The organism is Aeromonas sp. Y293-4, from assembly GCF_027705905.1.
GTDB classification, from domain to species: domain Bacteria; phylum Pseudomonadota; class Gammaproteobacteria; order Enterobacterales; family Aeromonadaceae; genus Aeromonas; species Aeromonas veronii.
This window is the reverse complement of record NZ_JAPDCI010000015.1, coordinates 39,522-54,091: the sequence shown is the minus strand read 5'-3', so window position 1 is coordinate 54,091 and position 14,570 is coordinate 39,522. Positions and strand designations below refer to the sequence as shown.

General features: G+C 60.0%; 12 protein-coding genes. 6 read left to right on the top strand and 6 right to left on the bottom strand.

What is annotated here, in order from left to right; translation table 11 throughout:
• Nucleotides 1-51 precede the first annotated feature (51 nt).
• Nucleotides 52-1,455 carry a DEAD/DEAH box helicase gene (locus OKC31_RS16175; protein ID WP_270657188.1) on the top strand — a complete coding sequence of 468 codons (1,404 nt, stop codon included), beginning with the start codon at nucleotides 52-54 and terminating at the stop codon, nucleotides 1,453-1,455.
• Nucleotides 1,456-1,553: 98 nt separating this feature from the next.
• Here the strand turns inward: OKC31_RS16175 and hutW are convergent, their stop codons facing one another.
• Nucleotides 1,554-2,915, bottom strand: a complete 1,362-nt coding sequence (gene hutW, locus OKC31_RS16170) for a heme anaerobic degradation radical SAM methyltransferase ChuW/HutW (protein ID WP_270657186.1) — start codon at nucleotides 2,913-2,915, stop codon at nucleotides 1,554-1,556.
• Nucleotides 2,916-3,171: 256 nt separating this feature from the next.
• On the opposite strand from hutW, the gene OKC31_RS16165 reads away from it, so the two are divergent.
• Nucleotides 3,172-4,767, top strand: a complete 1,596-nt coding sequence (locus tag OKC31_RS16165) for a methyl-accepting chemotaxis protein (protein ID WP_005360022.1) — start codon at nucleotides 3,172-3,174, stop codon at nucleotides 4,765-4,767.
• A 126-nt stretch (nucleotides 4,768-4,893) separates the two neighbouring features.
• On the opposite strand, the gene aroG is transcribed toward OKC31_RS16165, so the two are convergent.
• The 5 genes from aroG to OKC31_RS16140 form a co-directional block, all read right to left on the bottom strand.
• Nucleotides 4,894-5,949: a 3-deoxy-7-phosphoheptulonate synthase AroG gene (gene aroG / locus OKC31_RS16160; protein WP_270657184.1), complete on the bottom strand. Its 1,056-nt coding sequence runs from the start codon at nucleotides 5,947-5,949 to the stop codon at nucleotides 4,894-4,896.
• 220 nt (nucleotides 5,950-6,169) lie between these two features.
• Complete coding sequence (gene aroA / locus OKC31_RS16155) at nucleotides 6,170-7,453, bottom strand: 3-phosphoshikimate 1-carboxyvinyltransferase (RefSeq protein ID WP_270657182.1); 1,284 nt, start codon at nucleotides 7,451-7,453, stop codon at nucleotides 6,170-6,172.
• Between the two features lie 227 nt (nucleotides 7,454-7,680).
• Nucleotides 7,681-8,769 (bottom strand): 3-phosphoserine/phosphohydroxythreonine transaminase, encoded by a 1,089-nt coding sequence (serC, locus tag OKC31_RS16150; protein ID WP_270657181.1) that lies wholly within the window; start codon nucleotides 8,767-8,769, stop codon nucleotides 7,681-7,683.
• A 225-nt stretch (nucleotides 8,770-8,994) separates the two neighbouring features.
• Nucleotides 8,995-9,921: an electron transfer flavoprotein subunit alpha/FixB family protein gene (locus OKC31_RS16145; RefSeq protein WP_270657179.1), complete on the bottom strand. Its 927-nt coding sequence runs from the start codon at nucleotides 9,919-9,921 to the stop codon at nucleotides 8,995-8,997.
• Complete coding sequence (locus OKC31_RS16140; protein WP_216950952.1) at nucleotides 9,918-10,670, bottom strand: electron transfer flavoprotein subunit beta/FixA family protein; 753 nt, start codon at nucleotides 10,668-10,670, stop codon at nucleotides 9,918-9,920. The genes OKC31_RS16145 and OKC31_RS16140 overlap by 4 nt, the downstream gene beginning before the upstream one ends.
• A 169-nt stretch (nucleotides 10,671-10,839) precedes the next feature.
• Here OKC31_RS16140 and OKC31_RS16135 point away from each other — a divergent pair, with 169 nt between their 5' ends.
• From OKC31_RS16135 to OKC31_RS16125, 4 genes are all read left to right on the top strand, one after another.
• A complete protein-coding gene (locus OKC31_RS16135; protein WP_270657177.1) occupies nucleotides 10,840-12,483 on the top strand; it encodes an electron transfer flavoprotein-ubiquinone oxidoreductase in 1,644 nt (547 codons plus the stop codon).
• A gap of 12 nt (nucleotides 12,484-12,495) precedes the next feature.
• Entirely contained in the window at nucleotides 12,496-12,591 is a 96-nt protein-coding gene (locus OKC31_RS21715) for a 4Fe-4S dicluster domain-containing protein (RefSeq protein WP_082034880.1), read from the top strand.
• Nucleotides 12,592-12,990: 399 nt separating this feature from the next.
• Nucleotides 12,991-13,938, top strand: a complete 948-nt coding sequence (gene corA, locus OKC31_RS16130; RefSeq protein ID WP_026456618.1) for a magnesium/cobalt transporter CorA — start codon at nucleotides 12,991-12,993, stop codon at nucleotides 13,936-13,938.
• 149 nt (nucleotides 13,939-14,087) lie between these two features.
• On the top strand, nucleotides 14,088-14,549 hold the full coding sequence (locus tag OKC31_RS16125; protein ID WP_247822659.1) for a DUF2919 domain-containing protein: 462 nt from the start codon (nucleotides 14,088-14,090) through the stop codon (nucleotides 14,547-14,549).
• Nucleotides 14,550-14,570 lie beyond the last annotated feature (21 nt).

The following is a 14,570-nucleotide window of genomic DNA, read 5'->3' as shown; positions in this document are numbered from 1 at the left end:
ACGCTGGCTGCCCGTTGAGCCAAAGGCTCATCTCAGGAGTTTCTCTCGAACATGTCATTCAACGAACTGGGTCTGTCTCCGCATATTCTGCGGGCCGTCAAGGAGCTGGGTTACGAACAGCCAACCCCCATCCAGCAGCAAGCGATTCCGGCCATTCTGGCCGGTCAGGATGTGCTCGGCGGCGCTCAGACAGGCACAGGCAAAACGGCCGGTTTCACCCTGCCGATGTTGCAGCGTCTGCTGGCCAACCACGGTCGTGGCCGTCGTCAGGTGCGCGCACTGGTACTGACCCCGACCCGCGAACTGGCGGCACAGGTGGGCGAGAGCATCATCAAGTATGCCCACCACCTGCCGTTCAAGACTCTGATCGCCTATGGCGGTGTCAGCATCAAGCCCAATCTGGATGCCATCAAGCTGGGGGTGGACATTCTGGTCGCCACCCCGGGCCGTCTGCTGGATCTGCTGACCCAGGGCGCCCTGACCCTGAGCCAGCTGGAAGTGCTGGTGCTGGATGAAGCGGACCGCATGCTCGACATGGGCTTTATCGTCGACATCCGCCGCATCATGAAGGCGCTGCCTGCAGAGCGGCAAACCCTGCTCTTCTCTGCCACCTTCTCAAACGACATCAAGGCGCTGGCGGATGATCTGCTGAACGACCCCACCCTGATCGAGGTTGACCCCAGCAATACTGCCGCGGAGCAGGTGACCCAACGCATCATTCAGGTGGATCGGGAACGCCGCCGCGAGCTGCTCTCCCACATGATTGGCCGTGGCAACTGGCAACGGGTGCTGGTGTTTGTCCGCACCAAGCAGATCGCCGACCGCCTCGCCCAGCAGATGCAAAAAGATGGCCTCAATACCGTGGCGATCCACGGTGACAAGAGCCAGGGTGCCCGCAACCGGGCGCTGGCGGATTTTCGGGAAGGCAAGGTGCGGGTGCTGGTAGCGACCGATATCGCCGCCCGCGGTCTGGACATCGATCAACTGCCCTACGTGATCAACTTTGAACTGCCCCAGATGGCGGAAGATTACATCCACCGTATCGGCCGTACCGGCCGCGCCGGTCGTGGCGGCGAGGCCATCTCGCTGGTCAGTCAGGACGAGCTGGGTCAGCTCAAGGCGATCGAAGCCCTGATCGGCCAATCCCTGACCGTGGAGATCCTGGAAGGGTATGAGCCAAGCGGCAAGCCGAGTCGCCAGACTCTGCCGGGCAGCAAGCCGGTGCAGAACCCGCCTCGGGCTCGCGGTCATGCCAACGCCAAGAGCAGCAATGCCAAGGGCAAGCCAGCCGCGGGCAAGGGCACAGCCAAGGGTGACGCCAGCAAAAAGCCTGCCCAGGCTCCTCAAAACAAGTCCCGCAAGCGGGAAGTGGTGGGCGAGGATATCGGCTTTGCGCCAATGCGCCGCTTGCCCAAAGCAATGCGCGACAGCTATCAGGAGAGCAGCGACGAGTAAGCTCGCGCGACGCTAACTGCCAAGCCAAAAGAGGGTGCCTGCAAGGCTCCCTCTTTCGTTATGGATCGCACGGAGTCGTGCAAATGCTCCACTCGGGCTCAAACCAGCGAATGGCGCACCGCGGCGGTACCATGGCTGGGCGGCGCTGAACCATCGAGCGGATTGTGCTGCAAGAACTCGAACAAGCCTGCCTGCATATTGACGTTCCAGAAGCGTCCGGCGAGGGTGAGTTGCAACCGTGCACTCCCGATCTCGGCCAGCCCGTGCTGCTGCCAGGCAGAGAAGAGCGGCATCAGATGAGCACGCAAGGAGATCGGCAGACGATCCAGTGCCAGCACGCCGCTGTCGAGGGCACCGCGCAGCAGACCGTCCATCCTTGCATTGGGATTGCGCCCCATCACCATCCCGGGTGCCCGCTTGCCACTGGCCAGCGCGTCGTGCCAGGGGGCCAGATCCCGCCCATACATCAAGCCATGCCCAAGAATGTTGCCCCCCGCACCGGCACCAAAGGGGAGGATCTCCGCACCGCGCTTGGCCATCTGGTTATAACGACTCTGCTCGGCCGGACTGCGCCGCCAGTGACTGCAAGAGAGACGCTCCCAGCCGTGAGCTTCCAGTTGCGCCCCGCCATAGGCATACATGGCCGCCCGCTGCTGGCCATCGGCGAGCCAATCCAGAGTGCCCTTGTCCTGCGCGCGATTCAGATTGGTGCCCTGCATGGCGATGAGCTGGTAGAGATCGACCCCGTGTACACCGCTCGCCATCACATCGCGGATATCCTGCTGCCACACGGCATCATCCTGACCGGGCAGACCAAAGATGAGATCCGCCACGATCACAGCCGCATCATCCCGGGTCAGATCACCCAGACGGGTCAGCAGCGTCTCACTGTCATCGAAACGGGCCGCCTGCTGACGCACCCGGGTATCAAAGCTCTGCACCCCGAAGGAGAAGCGGTTGAAGCCCCCCGCCAACGCCACCTGCCATTTCTCATCATCAAAGCCGTTGAGGCGTCCCTCCAGCGTCACCTCGGCATCCGCCGCCAGCGGAAAACGGCGGATCACGGCGGCCAGCATGGCCAGCTCGTCGGCGCTCATGTCGGTCGGCGTACCGCCCCCCACATAGACGGCTGAAAATGGCATGCTCTGCGCCAGCGGGGTGTCAGCCGCCTGCGCAAGGGAGGCGCAGAGGGCGTTGACATAGCGGTTTATCCGCGCCGGATTGGCGCCATTTTCAAAGAAATTGCAGAAGCTGCAGCGCTTTCGGCAAAACGGAATGTGGATGTAGAGGGCGCGCTCCTCAGCTTCACTCTCTCGCTGCCACCAGCTCTGCCAGCCAGCCTCATCCAGCGGGAAAGGGCGCATCCCTCCCCGACTGGCGTGAGCCGAGGTCTTGGCGCTAAAAGCAAACTTGAGGGGATCCGGCGTGGCAATACCGGTCATGGAAGGGGTCAGATTCATGATGGTCACTATTATCAGCAAATAATGACAATGATAACGATTATCGTTACTAGAAATTTGTTCTGGATCAACCCGAGGAGCAGCCCCCCTCCCGAAAGGCATTTTGGCAACCAGCATTACCGATCTGCTTAACAGATTATTTACTCAAGAGTGGTTATCGTGTGCCGATAGAGAACCATCTCCCGCCGTTTCTTCGTCTACGATCAAGATGATACGGGATCACATAACAACACCAAGCGCATGGAACTTGCCCAAAATGCATAACCTCTCCTTGAACTGGAAAATATTCCTCCCTCTTGCGCTGGTCATCAGCACCACCTTTGGCCTCTGCTTCGAACTCTCCGCATGGCTGCAACGGGATCTCGCCATCCGGCTGGCAGAGGAGAAAGTGGAGAGCATGGCCAACACCTATATGGATCAGGTGAACGTGCTGATGATGACCGGTGGCATGGCCAACCGGCAGATAGTGCAGACCAAACTCAAGAGTGAAGCGGGCATCGTTGAGGCTCGCCTGGTGCGCGCCCCCGCCGTCAGCAACCTGTTTGGCCCGGGTCATCCGGATCAGAAAGCGCAGGATCCCCTCGATGAGCGAGCCATCAATCAGGGCGAAGCCATTCTGGAGCAGCAGGGCAACCGGCTCACCCTGATCAAACCGTTCAAAGCCTACAAGGAGTATCGCGGCACCCAGTGCCTCACCTGTCACCAGGTCAATGAAGGAACCGTGATGGGGGCAGTGCGGATCAGTTATGACCTCAGCCACACCTTCGGCGAGATCCGCCACAACAACCTGATCCTGAGCGGCAGCCTGGCCGCCGTCTTCAGCCTCGGCTTCGGCCTGCTCTGGTGGGTATTGCAACGCTACGTGAAACACCCCCTGCGCCAGTTGCAGCTCACCATGATCCGGATGGCCAAAGAGCGCGACCTCGCCCTCCCCCTGGTCAATCACAGCCGGGATGAACTGGGCCAGATGACCCGCGCCGTCAATGACATGGTGCAGGGATTCCGCCACAGCCTGCAGGAGGTGGAAGGGGCAACCCACCAGCTCTATCAGGAGTCGAACCAGATCCGTCAGGTGGCGACCCAGACCGAAAACTCGGCCCGTCAACAAGAGGGGATGACCACCCAGGTCGCCGCCGCCGTCAGCGAACTGGCCGCCAGCTCTCATGAAGTGCGCGAACATGCCCGCCACAGCGCCGAGCTCTCCGCACTCACCAATCAGGATGCCGCCGACACCAGCCGCCTCGCCCAGCACTCCATCACCGATATGGGCGAGATGTCGGCAGAGATCGATCGGGTGGATCAGGTGATCCAGCAACTCGACAGCCGCTGTCTTGCGGTTGACGGTGTGCTCGAGGTGATCAAGGGGATTGCCGATCAGACCAACCTGCTGGCCCTCAACGCTGCGATTGAAGCGGCGCGGGCAGGTGAGCAAGGCCGTGGCTTTGCGGTGGTGGCCGATGAAGTGCGGGCCCTCTCCAACCGCAGCCGCGCCGCCAGCGAAGAGATCTCCCAGATGATCGCCGCCCTGCAAAATGAGGCCCAGAGCGCAGTTACGGTGATCGGGGATGCAAAAAGCAAAGCCGATGAGAGCATCAGCAAGACCGAAGCGACCCTGGCAGCCATGCAGAACATCATCGAGCGCATCGCCCGTATCAACGACCTCAACGCCCAGATGGCCCAGTCGGCCGAAGAGCAGGACAGGGTCTGCCATGAGGTAGACAGTTCGGTAAGCGATATTCGCAACACCTCCAACGACACCCTGGGTCAGGCGCACGCCGCCAACCTCGCCAGCATCCAGCTGGTGGAGCAGTGCCAGAAACTGGAGGCGCTGCTGAAAACCTACCGCTGGTAATCCACTTAACATATGAAAAAGCGCGACCCAAGGGTCGCGCTTTTGTTTTATGGATTCGATTTGGCCGAACGGCATCGTTGCTATTCCAGCGGCGCGTTGACTATTAACAGCGCCGCCGGGATGGCTTTAGCGGGCGTTACGGGTTGCGACGGCATCCGCCAGGTTGCGTAGCAGCACTTCGGTATCGGCCCAACCGATGCAGGCATCGGTGATGCTCTGGCCAACAGTGAGTTCACACCCTTCCACCAGATCCTGACGGCCTTCTACCAGATGACTCTCCACCATCACACCAAACACCGCCTTGCTGCCGGCACGCAGCTGACCGGCTACGTCTTCGGCCACCACCATCTGGTTCTTGAACTGTTTGCTACTGTTGGCGTGACTAAAGTCGATCATCACCTTCTGCGGCAGACCGGCCTTCTCCAGCCCCTTCACAACTTCGCTGACATGGGCGTCGCTGTAGTTTGGCTCACGACCACCACGCAGAATGATGTGACAGTCCGGGTTGCCGCGGGTCGCCACGATGGCGGAGTGACCGTATTTGGTAACCGAAAGGAAGTGGTGCGGCGCACTGGCAGCGCCAATGGCATCGATGGCAACCTTGATGGTGCCGTCAGTGCCGTTCTTGAAGCCCACCGGACATGAGAGACCGGAGGCCAGCTCGCGGTGTACCTGGGATTCGGTGGTACGGGCACCGATCGCGCCCCAGCTCATCAGATCCGCCACATATTGCGGGGTGATCATGTCGAGGAACTCGGAGGCAGTCGGCAGCCCCATGTCGTTGAGATCCAGCAACAGCTTGCGACCAATGCGCAGACCATCGTTGATCTTGCAGCTGTTGTCGAGGTACGGATCGTTGATCAGCCCCTTCCAGCCCACTGTGGTACGCGGTTTTTCGAAGTAGACCCGCATCACGATCTCCAGCTGATCTTTCAGCTCGTCGCGCAGCGCCTTGAGGCGCTTGCCATAATCCAGCGCGGCAACCGGATCATGGATGGAGCAAGGACCAATCACCACCAGCAGACGATCATCTTCGCCGGCCAGGATATTGTGAATGGCCTGACGGGATTCAAAAACGGTGGACGAGGCCACCTCGGTAGCCGGAAACTTCTCAAGCACCGCAACCGGGGGTAATAACTCTTTGATTTCACTGATACGAACGTCGTCGGTTTGATGCTGCATGACAAGGCTTCCTGCTAGATGACTGCGATTAGGAAATCTCAACATAGCCCGCGACAGCGCATGTGTAAATAGGAAATTACAGCAATCACAAAACTATTTTATATGACAATCTTGCAAGTTATTGAAATGATGCTAAGCGAAATGACGATGCTGGTGAGGAAGGCAAAAAGGCCCGCTCAGCGCGGGCCCGAAGCGTCGGTGATGACGGGTTTGTCAGTGATCAGCCACGCTGGCTGATACTGGCCAGCTTGTCGAAGTAATCCGGAAAGGTCTTCGAGGTGCACTTGGGATCATTGATGGTGACCGGGGTATCCGACAGCGCCACCAGCGAGAAGCACATGGCGATACGGTGATCGTTGTAGGTATCGATCTCGGCATGCTTGAGCTGGGTCGGCGGGGTCACGGTGATGAAGTCATGCCCCTCCTCCACTTCGACGCCCAGCTTGCGCAGCTCGGTCGCCATGGCGTGCAGACGATCGGTCTCCTTCACCCGCCAGTTGTAGATATTGCGAATGGAGGTCGGCCCCGCGGCAAACAGCGCCGCTACGGCGATGGTCATGGCCGCATCGGGAATATGGTTCATGTCCATATCCACTCCGTGCAGCGGCGCCTGCTCCGCCTCGATAAAATCATCGCCCCAGGTGATGCGCGCGCCCATCTTCTCCAGCACGTCGGCGAAGTGGATATCACCCTGAATGCTGTGCTTGCCGATACCGGTGACCCGCACCTTGCCCTTGATGGCGCCCGCCGCGAGGAAGTAGGAGGCGCTGGAAGCATCCCCTTCCACCAGAAAGTCACCCGGACTGATGTAGGTCTGGTTGCCCTTGATGTAGAACAGCTTGTAGTTGTCGTGCTCGATGACCACGCCGAACTGCTTCATGATGTGCAGGGTGATATCGATATAGGGCTTGGAGACCAGCTCTCCCTTGATGTGGATCCGGGTATCACCGGCCGCCATCGGCGCCGCCATCAAAAATGCGGTCAGGAACTGGCTGGAAACGGAACCATCAACATGCACATCACCGCCCCACAGCCCCTTGGCATCCACCACCAGCGGCGGATAACCATCGTGTTTCAGGTACTGGATATGGGCACCCGCTTCACGCAGGGCATCCACCAGATGGCCGATGGGACGCTCTTCCATGCGCGGCTCGCCGCCCAGAGTATATTCACCTGAGCCCAAGCACAGCGCGGCGCACAGCGGTCGCATGGCGGTACCGGCGTTGCCGAGGAACAGATTGACCGGCTCTTTCACCGCAAAGCTGCGACCCAGACCCTGCACGGTACACTCGGTCTTGTCGGCGGAGAGCTTGTACTTGACCCCGAGTTGGGTCAGCGCAGCCAGCATATGACGAATGTCATCGCTGTCGAGCAGGTTGGTCAAACGGGTGGTGCCACGAGCCAGCGCCGCCAACAGCAGCGCACGGTTAGAGACACTCTTGGAGCCGGGCAGATTGACCTCACCGGCCACACGAGAAATGGGTTCCAAACGCAACGAATTCATAGACTTCCTGTGCTATCTCAAAAATAAACGCCTGTCCGGACGTTAACAGCCTGCGTCCCGCTCGGCAAGGGCACTTTCAGGGGAAATCGCACGGTAAACGCCAGCACGCTGGTTCTGTTGAAAAAAAGACGCCGGGGTATCCCCGGCGTCTTGAATCACTGCAATAGCTGGAAGCGGCTCACTGGTTGTCACGAGAAGCCACCAGCAAACACATAGGGGCTCTGTTCTCAGCCGTTGCGCTTGGCAAAGTCATCCATAAAGCTCACCAGGGCCTTCACCCCCTCCAGCGGCATGGCGTTGTAGATGCTGGCGCGCATGCCACCGACAATGCGGTGTCCTTTGAGGGCCAGCAGGCCGGCCGCTTCCGATTCGGCCAGGAACTGCTTGTCCAGCTCGGCATTTTTCAGCTGGAATGGGATGTTCATCCGCGAACGGCAGCTGACATCCACCTGATTGCCATAGAAGCTCGACTGATCGAGATAGTCGTAGAGGAAGTCGGCCTTCTCCTTGTTGCGCGCTTCCATCACCTCGAGGCCACCCTGTTCCTTGAGCCACTCGAACACCAGGCCGGCCAGATACCAGGCGTAGGTGGGCGGTGTGTTGAACATGGAGTCGTTCTTGGCGGTGAGCTTGTAGTCAAAAATCGAGGGCACATCGGCTCTCGCCTGATCCAGCAGATCATCGCGCACGATGGCGATGGCAAGCCCGGACGGCCCGATATTTTTTTGGGCACCAGCATAGATGATGCCAAAGCGGCTCACGTCGAGAGGACGGGAGAGAATGGTGGAGGAGAGATCTGCTACCAGCGGCACCTCGCCGGTGGCCGGGATGTCGAACATCTCGATGCCGTCAATGGTTTCGTTCGGGCAGTAGTGAACATAGGCCGCATCGGCGCGAAACGCCGGGGTCGGCAGCAGGTGGGAGAGCCCCTGCTCGTTCTTGGCAGCCCCCTGAAAGGTCTGGATATCGCCATACTTTTTGGCTTCATCCACCGCGCTCTGAGACCAGACACCGGTCAGCAGGAAGTCCGCTTTCTTGTTGGCCCCACCCAGCAGGTTCATGGGCACGGCGGAGAACTGACCGCGGCCGCCACCGTGCATGAAGAGCACCTTGTAGTTGTCCGGCACTGCCAGCAGCTCGCGCAGATCCGCTTCAGCTTTCTCGGCAACCGCCATGTAGGGCTTGCCGCGATGGGAAAGCTCCATGACCGAGGCTCCCAGCCCCTGAAAATTACAAAATTCGCGCTGGGCGCGCTCCATGACTTCAACCGGCAGCATGGCGGGGCCGGCGCAGAAGTTGTAAATCTGTTTGCTCATGACGCTTTCCGTGAGTGGATGAGAGTAATCGATGACTTGTCAGGTTTTACACAAGAGCCGCCACAGGATCAAAGGCTTTTTGGGAGCTGGCTCAACCTTTTACCGTCACTCTACATCCCCCTTGCAGTAGAAAAAGCCCTGAACGGGTCAGGGCTTGCAGGGAACATGCACAGAAATGGCGGGCAGAGCGCATAAACGACCACAGCTCAGCCATTTCTGACAAATTTACAGTTTGGCGGTGAGCTCTGGCAGCAGAGTGAAGAGATCACCCACCAGCCCGTAGTCCGCCACCTGAAAGATGGGGGCGTCGCTGTCCTTGTTGATGGCCACGATCACCTTCGACTCCTTCATCCCCGCCAGATGCTGGATGGCCCCCGAAATACCGACCGCGATATAGAGCTCCGGCGCGACCACCTTGCCAGTCTGGCCAACCTGCAGATCGTTGGCGACGAAACCCGCATCGACGGCAGCGCGCGATGCGCCGACCGCCCCCCCCAGCTTGTCGGCCAGCGCTTCTATCAAAGCAAACTGCGCCTTGGAGCCCAGCGCCCGGCCACCGGAGACCACCACCCGGGCGGCGGTCAGTTCGGGCCTGCTGGAGCGCACTGCGCGGCGCTCGACCAGCCGGGTACGACCAGCGAATTCGGGCACAGCCAAGGGCTCGATGAGAGCCTGCCCGCCCGTCGCCGCCTTGGCAAACGCGGTAGCCCGCACCGTCATCACCTTGACGGGCGCCGAGCTTGCCACTCTGGCGATAGCATTGCCCGCATAGATGGGGCGCAGGAAGGTGTCGCTGCTCTCGATAGCCGTCACCTCGGAGAGCATCTCCACCCCGAGCCGAGCCGCTACCTGTGGCAGCAGCGCCTTGCCCATGGTACTCGCCGCCATCAGGCAGTGGCTGTAACCCTGACACCAGGTGGCCAGCAGCTTGTCGACCCCATCCAGCAGCCCGTCGGCCAGCAGAGGATGCTCGGCAAGCAACACCTTGTCGACGCCGCCGAGAGCTGCCGCCTGTTCACTCGCCTCGGTCAGTCCCTGCCCGAGCAACAGCAGGTCAACCTGACCGCCGATGGAGACGGCGGCGGTCACCAGTTGTGCCACGTTGTCGGCCAGATGGCCCTGATGATGTTCGGCAATGATCAGCACGCTCATGGCAGCACCTTCGCTTCGTGTTTGAGTTTGTCCACCAGCTCGTCCACCGAGCCCACCTTGATCCCGGCGCTGCGGGCTGGCGGCGCCATCACCCCGAGCAAACGGGTCTGGTTGGCCACCTCAACGGCGAGTGTCGAGAACGGAGCGCTATCAAGCGGCTTGCGCTTGGCCTTCATGATGTTGGGCAACGAAGCAAAGCGCGGTTCATTCAAACGCAGATCGGCGCTCACCACCGCAGGCAACGGCATGCCCAGGGTCTCGAGGCCACCGTCGATTTCGCGAGTCACCAGCAGCTCTCCCGCTTCCACCTTGAGGGCGGACGCGCAGGTCGCCAGCGGCCAATCATTGAGGGCAGCCAGCATCTGGGCCACCTGATTGTTGTCGGAATCGATGGACTGCTTGCCGAGCAGCACCAGATCCGGCTGCTCCTGCTCACACACCTTGTGCAAGGCGCGGGCGACAGTCAGCGGGGTGAGCGTCTCATCGGTGACATAATGCAGCGCCCGATCCGCCCCCAGCGCCAGCCCATGGCGCAGTTGCTCGGCGGCAGCGTCAGGGCCAAAAGTCACCACCACCAGCTCGCTGGCGATACCCGCTTCCCGCAGCCTGACCCCCTCCTCCACCGCAATTTCACAAAAGGGGTTGATCCCCATCTTCACATTGGCGAGCTCCACGTCGGAGCCGTCTCCCTTCACCCGGATCTTGACGTTGTAGTCGACTACCCGTTTGATTGCGACCAGCAGCTTCATGGGGTCATGCCTCGTCTCTTTGGATTGAATTCATTAGTGTGCCTCTGCGTTTGTTGCAGTACGCTCTTCCCTGATTTTTTGCTTTTTCTTGCTCAGTTTTGCTTACAACTGCTTTACGTTTACGTAAACTACCAGCATTACCCTAGGCCAACCAGAGCGCAGAGGCAAGATGGAACGGGAAGCAATGGAATTTGATGTCGTCATCGTCGGCGGCGGTCCGGCGGGGCTCAGTGCAGCCATCGCCCTGAAACAGCAGGATGCCACTCTCTCGGTCTGTCTTCTGGAGAAAGGGGCGGAGATTGGCGCCCATCTGCTCTCCGGCGCCCTGTTTGATCCCGTCGCCTTGCAAGAACTGCTGCCGGATGGCTGGCAGCAAGCACCGCTCGGCGTACCGGTCAGCGACGATCAGGTGCATCTGCTGCAAAGCGAGCAACGTTCCCTGCAACTCCCCGCCTGGGCGGTGCCACCCCGGATGCACAATGAGGGCTGTCACATCATCAGCCTCGGCAATCTCTGCCGCTGGCTTTGCCAACAGGCGGAAAAACTGGGAGTCGAAATATACCCGGGATTTACCGCCAGCGAACTTATCATGGACGCGGGCCGGGTCAAGGGGGTCATCACCGGCGATCTGGGGCTGGATCGGGCAGGCAATCCGAAAGCAGATCATGTGCCCGGCATGGCGCTGCTCGGCCGCTACACCCTCTTTGCCGAGGGGGCTCGAGGTCATCTCGGCAAGCAGCTGATCGCCGCATTCAATCTGGCAAGCCCTGCCCAGCCCCAGCACTATGCCATCGGCTTCAAGGAGCTGTGGCAACTGCCAGCAGGTCAAGGCAAAGCAGGACAGGTGCTGCACGGCAGTGGCTGGCCCCTTGGCAAGCAGGGAGGCGGAAATAGTCACGGCGGTTTCTATCTCTATCACATGGAGGGGGATCAGGTGGCAGTCGGGCTGATTGTCGATCTCAACTACCAGAATCCCTGGCTCAGCCCGTTCGACGAATTCCAGCGCCTCAAGCATCACCCGCTTATCGCCGGCGTGTTGCAAGGGGGTGAACGCATCAGTTACGGCGCCCGCGCCATCACCAAGGGGGGCTGGCACGCCCTGCCCCGCATGCACTTCCCGGGTGGACTGCTGATCGGCTGCGATGCCGGCACTCTCGACTTTTCCCGCATCAAGGGGATCCACACCGCCATGAAGTCCGGCATGCTGGCGGCAAAAACCGTCGCGATGGCGCTGCGGGGTGGTGATGAAGGGGGCCGGGATCTGGCCCAGTATGGTGACGAGCTGCACCAGAGCTGGCTGGCCCGCGAACTCAAGGCGGCGCGCAACTTCGGCGCGGCGCTTCATCGCTATGGTCCCTGGTTGGGCGGTGCCTTCAACTGGCTGGAGCAACGGCTGTTTGGCGCAAACTCGCCCTTCAAGCTGCTCGATAAGGCTCACGATTACCGTCAGCTGCGCGTGGCCAGCCGCTGCGAGCCCATCCATTATCCCAAACCCGATGGCAAGCTGAGCTTTGACAAACTCTCGTCTGTGTATCTGGCCAACACCAGTCACGACGAGGATCAGCCTTGTCACCTCAAGCTGCAGGACGAGCGCATTCCGGTCGAGGTCAATCTGCCCACCTGGGCCGAACCCGCCCAACGCTACTGCCCGGCCGGGGTGTTTGAAGTACTGGAAATGGAAGGTGCGGCCAAACTGCAGATCAATGCCGCCAACTGCATTCACTGCAAGACCTGTGACATTAAAGATCCCAGTCAAAATATTATCTGGACGCCGCCACAGGGGGGCTCCGGACCCAATTATCCGAATATGTGATGAAGTACGGCGATACCAAGACGCGGTGACATCAAAGATACCCAGTCCCAAAACATCGTCTGGACACCACCACAGGGGGGCTCCGGGCCCAACTATCCGAATATGTGATCGAACGGCGATGCCAAGATGCGGTGACATCAAAGATACTCAGTCCCAAAACATCGTCTGGACGCCGCCACAGGGGGGCTCCGGGCCCAATTATCCGAATATGTGATGAAGCGGGGCAGCGGCAACAAGCAGCCCCAGCTAGCCCTCCTCCAGCCAAAGGCTGGGTTCTACCCCGCATAGCCGCTCAGGTGATCCGACCTCGCTGTTTTTTTGAACAAACAGGCTGAATCCCTGATGAATAGCCCCTGACAAGCGCGGCCCGCCCCTGTATAGTTCGCCGCATTCAGGTTTTCCATCGGCCCGATCTGCTTATCCACGGGATCGCCTTCTGCAGCGATCTAAGGCCGCATGACCTGTGCAACCATCCCTGATTACCCATGACTTTTTAAGGGGGGACAGATGATCACCGCCTACATTCTCAACAACAAGGTGCTGGATATAGTCACGCTCGGGCCTGACGACATAGTACCTGACAACACGGTCTGGCTGGATGCCTACAAGCCGGACACGGCAGAGCGAGAATGGTTGACGGGCCTGTTCCTGGAAGAGGTCCCCGACAAGGAAGAGCTCGACGACATCGAAGCATCCGCCCGTTTTTACTGGGATACCGATGGTCTGCACATTCACTCCCTGTTTCCCCAGCGGATCGGTCGTGACACCAAGGGTGTCCACGTCTCCTTTACCCTGCGCAACAACCTGCTTATCAGCATTCGCGAAGATGACATCGGGCTGGTGCGCCTGCTGCGTCACTATATGCGCCAGGATCGGCTGGAGGTGGAGGATGCCCTCGACATCCTGCTGGAGGTGCAGAACCTCAAGGTGGAGTACCTATCCGACCTTATCGAAGATGGTTACAAGACCTTGGAAAACACCGCCGATCAGATCTTCGAGCCGGATCAGATCAACCCCATGCTCAAGGAGTTGATGGCTCAGGAAGAGGCCAACGGCCAGATCCGTCTCTCCCTGCACGATACCCGTCGCGCCTTGCGCTTCCTCAAGCGCAGCCTGCGCCAGCGCATGAGCCTTGAGCAGAACAAGTGGATCGACGAGATGCTGCACGACGTGGAGTCACTGCTGCCCCACACCCAGTTCCTGTTCGACAAGATCAACTTCCAGCTGGAGGCCTCCATGGGGGTCACCAATCTGGAGCAGAACAAGGTGATCAAGATCTTCTCGGTAGCCGCCGTAATCTTCCTGCCGCCTACCCTGATCGCCAGTATCTACGGCATGAACTTCGGCCGCATGCCGGAGCTCGCCTGGGAGTATGGTTATCCACTCTCGCTGGTGCTGATGGTGATGTCATCGCTCGGCACCGGTCTCTTCTTCAAGCGCAAAGGCTGGCTGTAACGCCGGCTGCCCGGCACAAAAAGATTCTCGCGCATTGGGGGGCATGTCCCCCCGATTAATTCCCGCACCCTCCCGCGCCTTGCAAAGGGCTCGCCTTCGCCCCATATCCTCTGCATCACTTGCACTCTATGAATGGATATCGGGTAACCATGACCCTCTACCCCGAACACCGCTATGACGATCACGGCCAGCTTCGCCCTCCTCTCTGGTTCTGGCCCATCGCCCTGCTATTGACCCGCTCGGTCTGGCTCTTTCTGATGGCTGGCGTCACCCGCCAAAGCGGCAGCGAGATCCTTGAGCTCTTCTACCCCGACAAGCTCACTCTCTATATCAGCCTGCTGACCGATGTGCCCGCCATGCTGGCACTGCTCGCCTGTGGCGGTACCTATCAGCAGACCCAAAGCATTCGCGCCAGACTCAGGCGCCATAGCCCCTTGCTGCTGCTCTGCTCTGCCACCAGCGGCCTGCTGATGCAGCTGCACAGCCTCAACTTGCAGAAGTGGTCGTTCAGCTGGCCCACCGCGCTGGTGCTGGTCGCCAGCCTCTGGGCGCTCTGGTATCTGTTGCGCAGTCGCCAGTTGCGCGAATATGCAGCCGACGAGCCCCACTAACGGGGCTCCGGGCACGGATTG

What these genes read in the sequence shown, in the direction of transcription:
- OKC31_RS16175 (WP_270657188.1), top strand. Translation starts at nt 52, where the DNA reads ATGTCATTCAACGAACTGGGTCTGTCTCCGCATATTCTGCGGGCCGTC.
- hutW (WP_270657186.1), bottom strand. Translation starts at nt 2,915, where the DNA reads ATGAATCTGACCCCTTCCATGACCGGTATTGCCACGCCGGATCCCCTC.
- OKC31_RS16165 (WP_005360022.1), top strand. Translation starts at nt 3,172, where the DNA reads ATGCATAACCTCTCCTTGAACTGGAAAATATTCCTCCCTCTTGCGCTG.
- aroG (WP_270657184.1), bottom strand. Translation starts at nt 5,949, where the DNA reads ATGCAGCATCAAACCGACGACGTTCGTATCAGTGAAATCAAAGAGTTA.
- aroA (WP_270657182.1), bottom strand. Translation starts at nt 7,453, where the DNA reads ATGAATTCGTTGCGTTTGGAACCCATTTCTCGTGTGGCCGGTGAGGTC.
- serC (WP_270657181.1), bottom strand. Translation starts at nt 8,769, where the DNA reads ATGAGCAAACAGATTTACAACTTCTGCGCCGGCCCCGCCATGCTGCCG.
- OKC31_RS16145 (WP_270657179.1), bottom strand. Translation starts at nt 9,921, where the DNA reads ATGAGCGTGCTGATCATTGCCGAACATCATCAGGGCCATCTGGCCGAC.
- OKC31_RS16140 (WP_216950952.1), bottom strand. Translation starts at nt 10,670, where the DNA reads ATGAAGCTGCTGGTCGCAATCAAACGGGTAGTCGACTACAACGTCAAG.
- OKC31_RS16135 (WP_270657177.1), top strand. Translation starts at nt 10,840, where the DNA reads ATGGAACGGGAAGCAATGGAATTTGATGTCGTCATCGTCGGCGGCGGT.
- corA (WP_026456618.1), top strand. Translation starts at nt 12,991, where the DNA reads ATGATCACCGCCTACATTCTCAACAACAAGGTGCTGGATATAGTCACG.
- OKC31_RS16125 (WP_247822659.1), top strand. Translation starts at nt 14,088, where the DNA reads ATGACCCTCTACCCCGAACACCGCTATGACGATCACGGCCAGCTTCGC.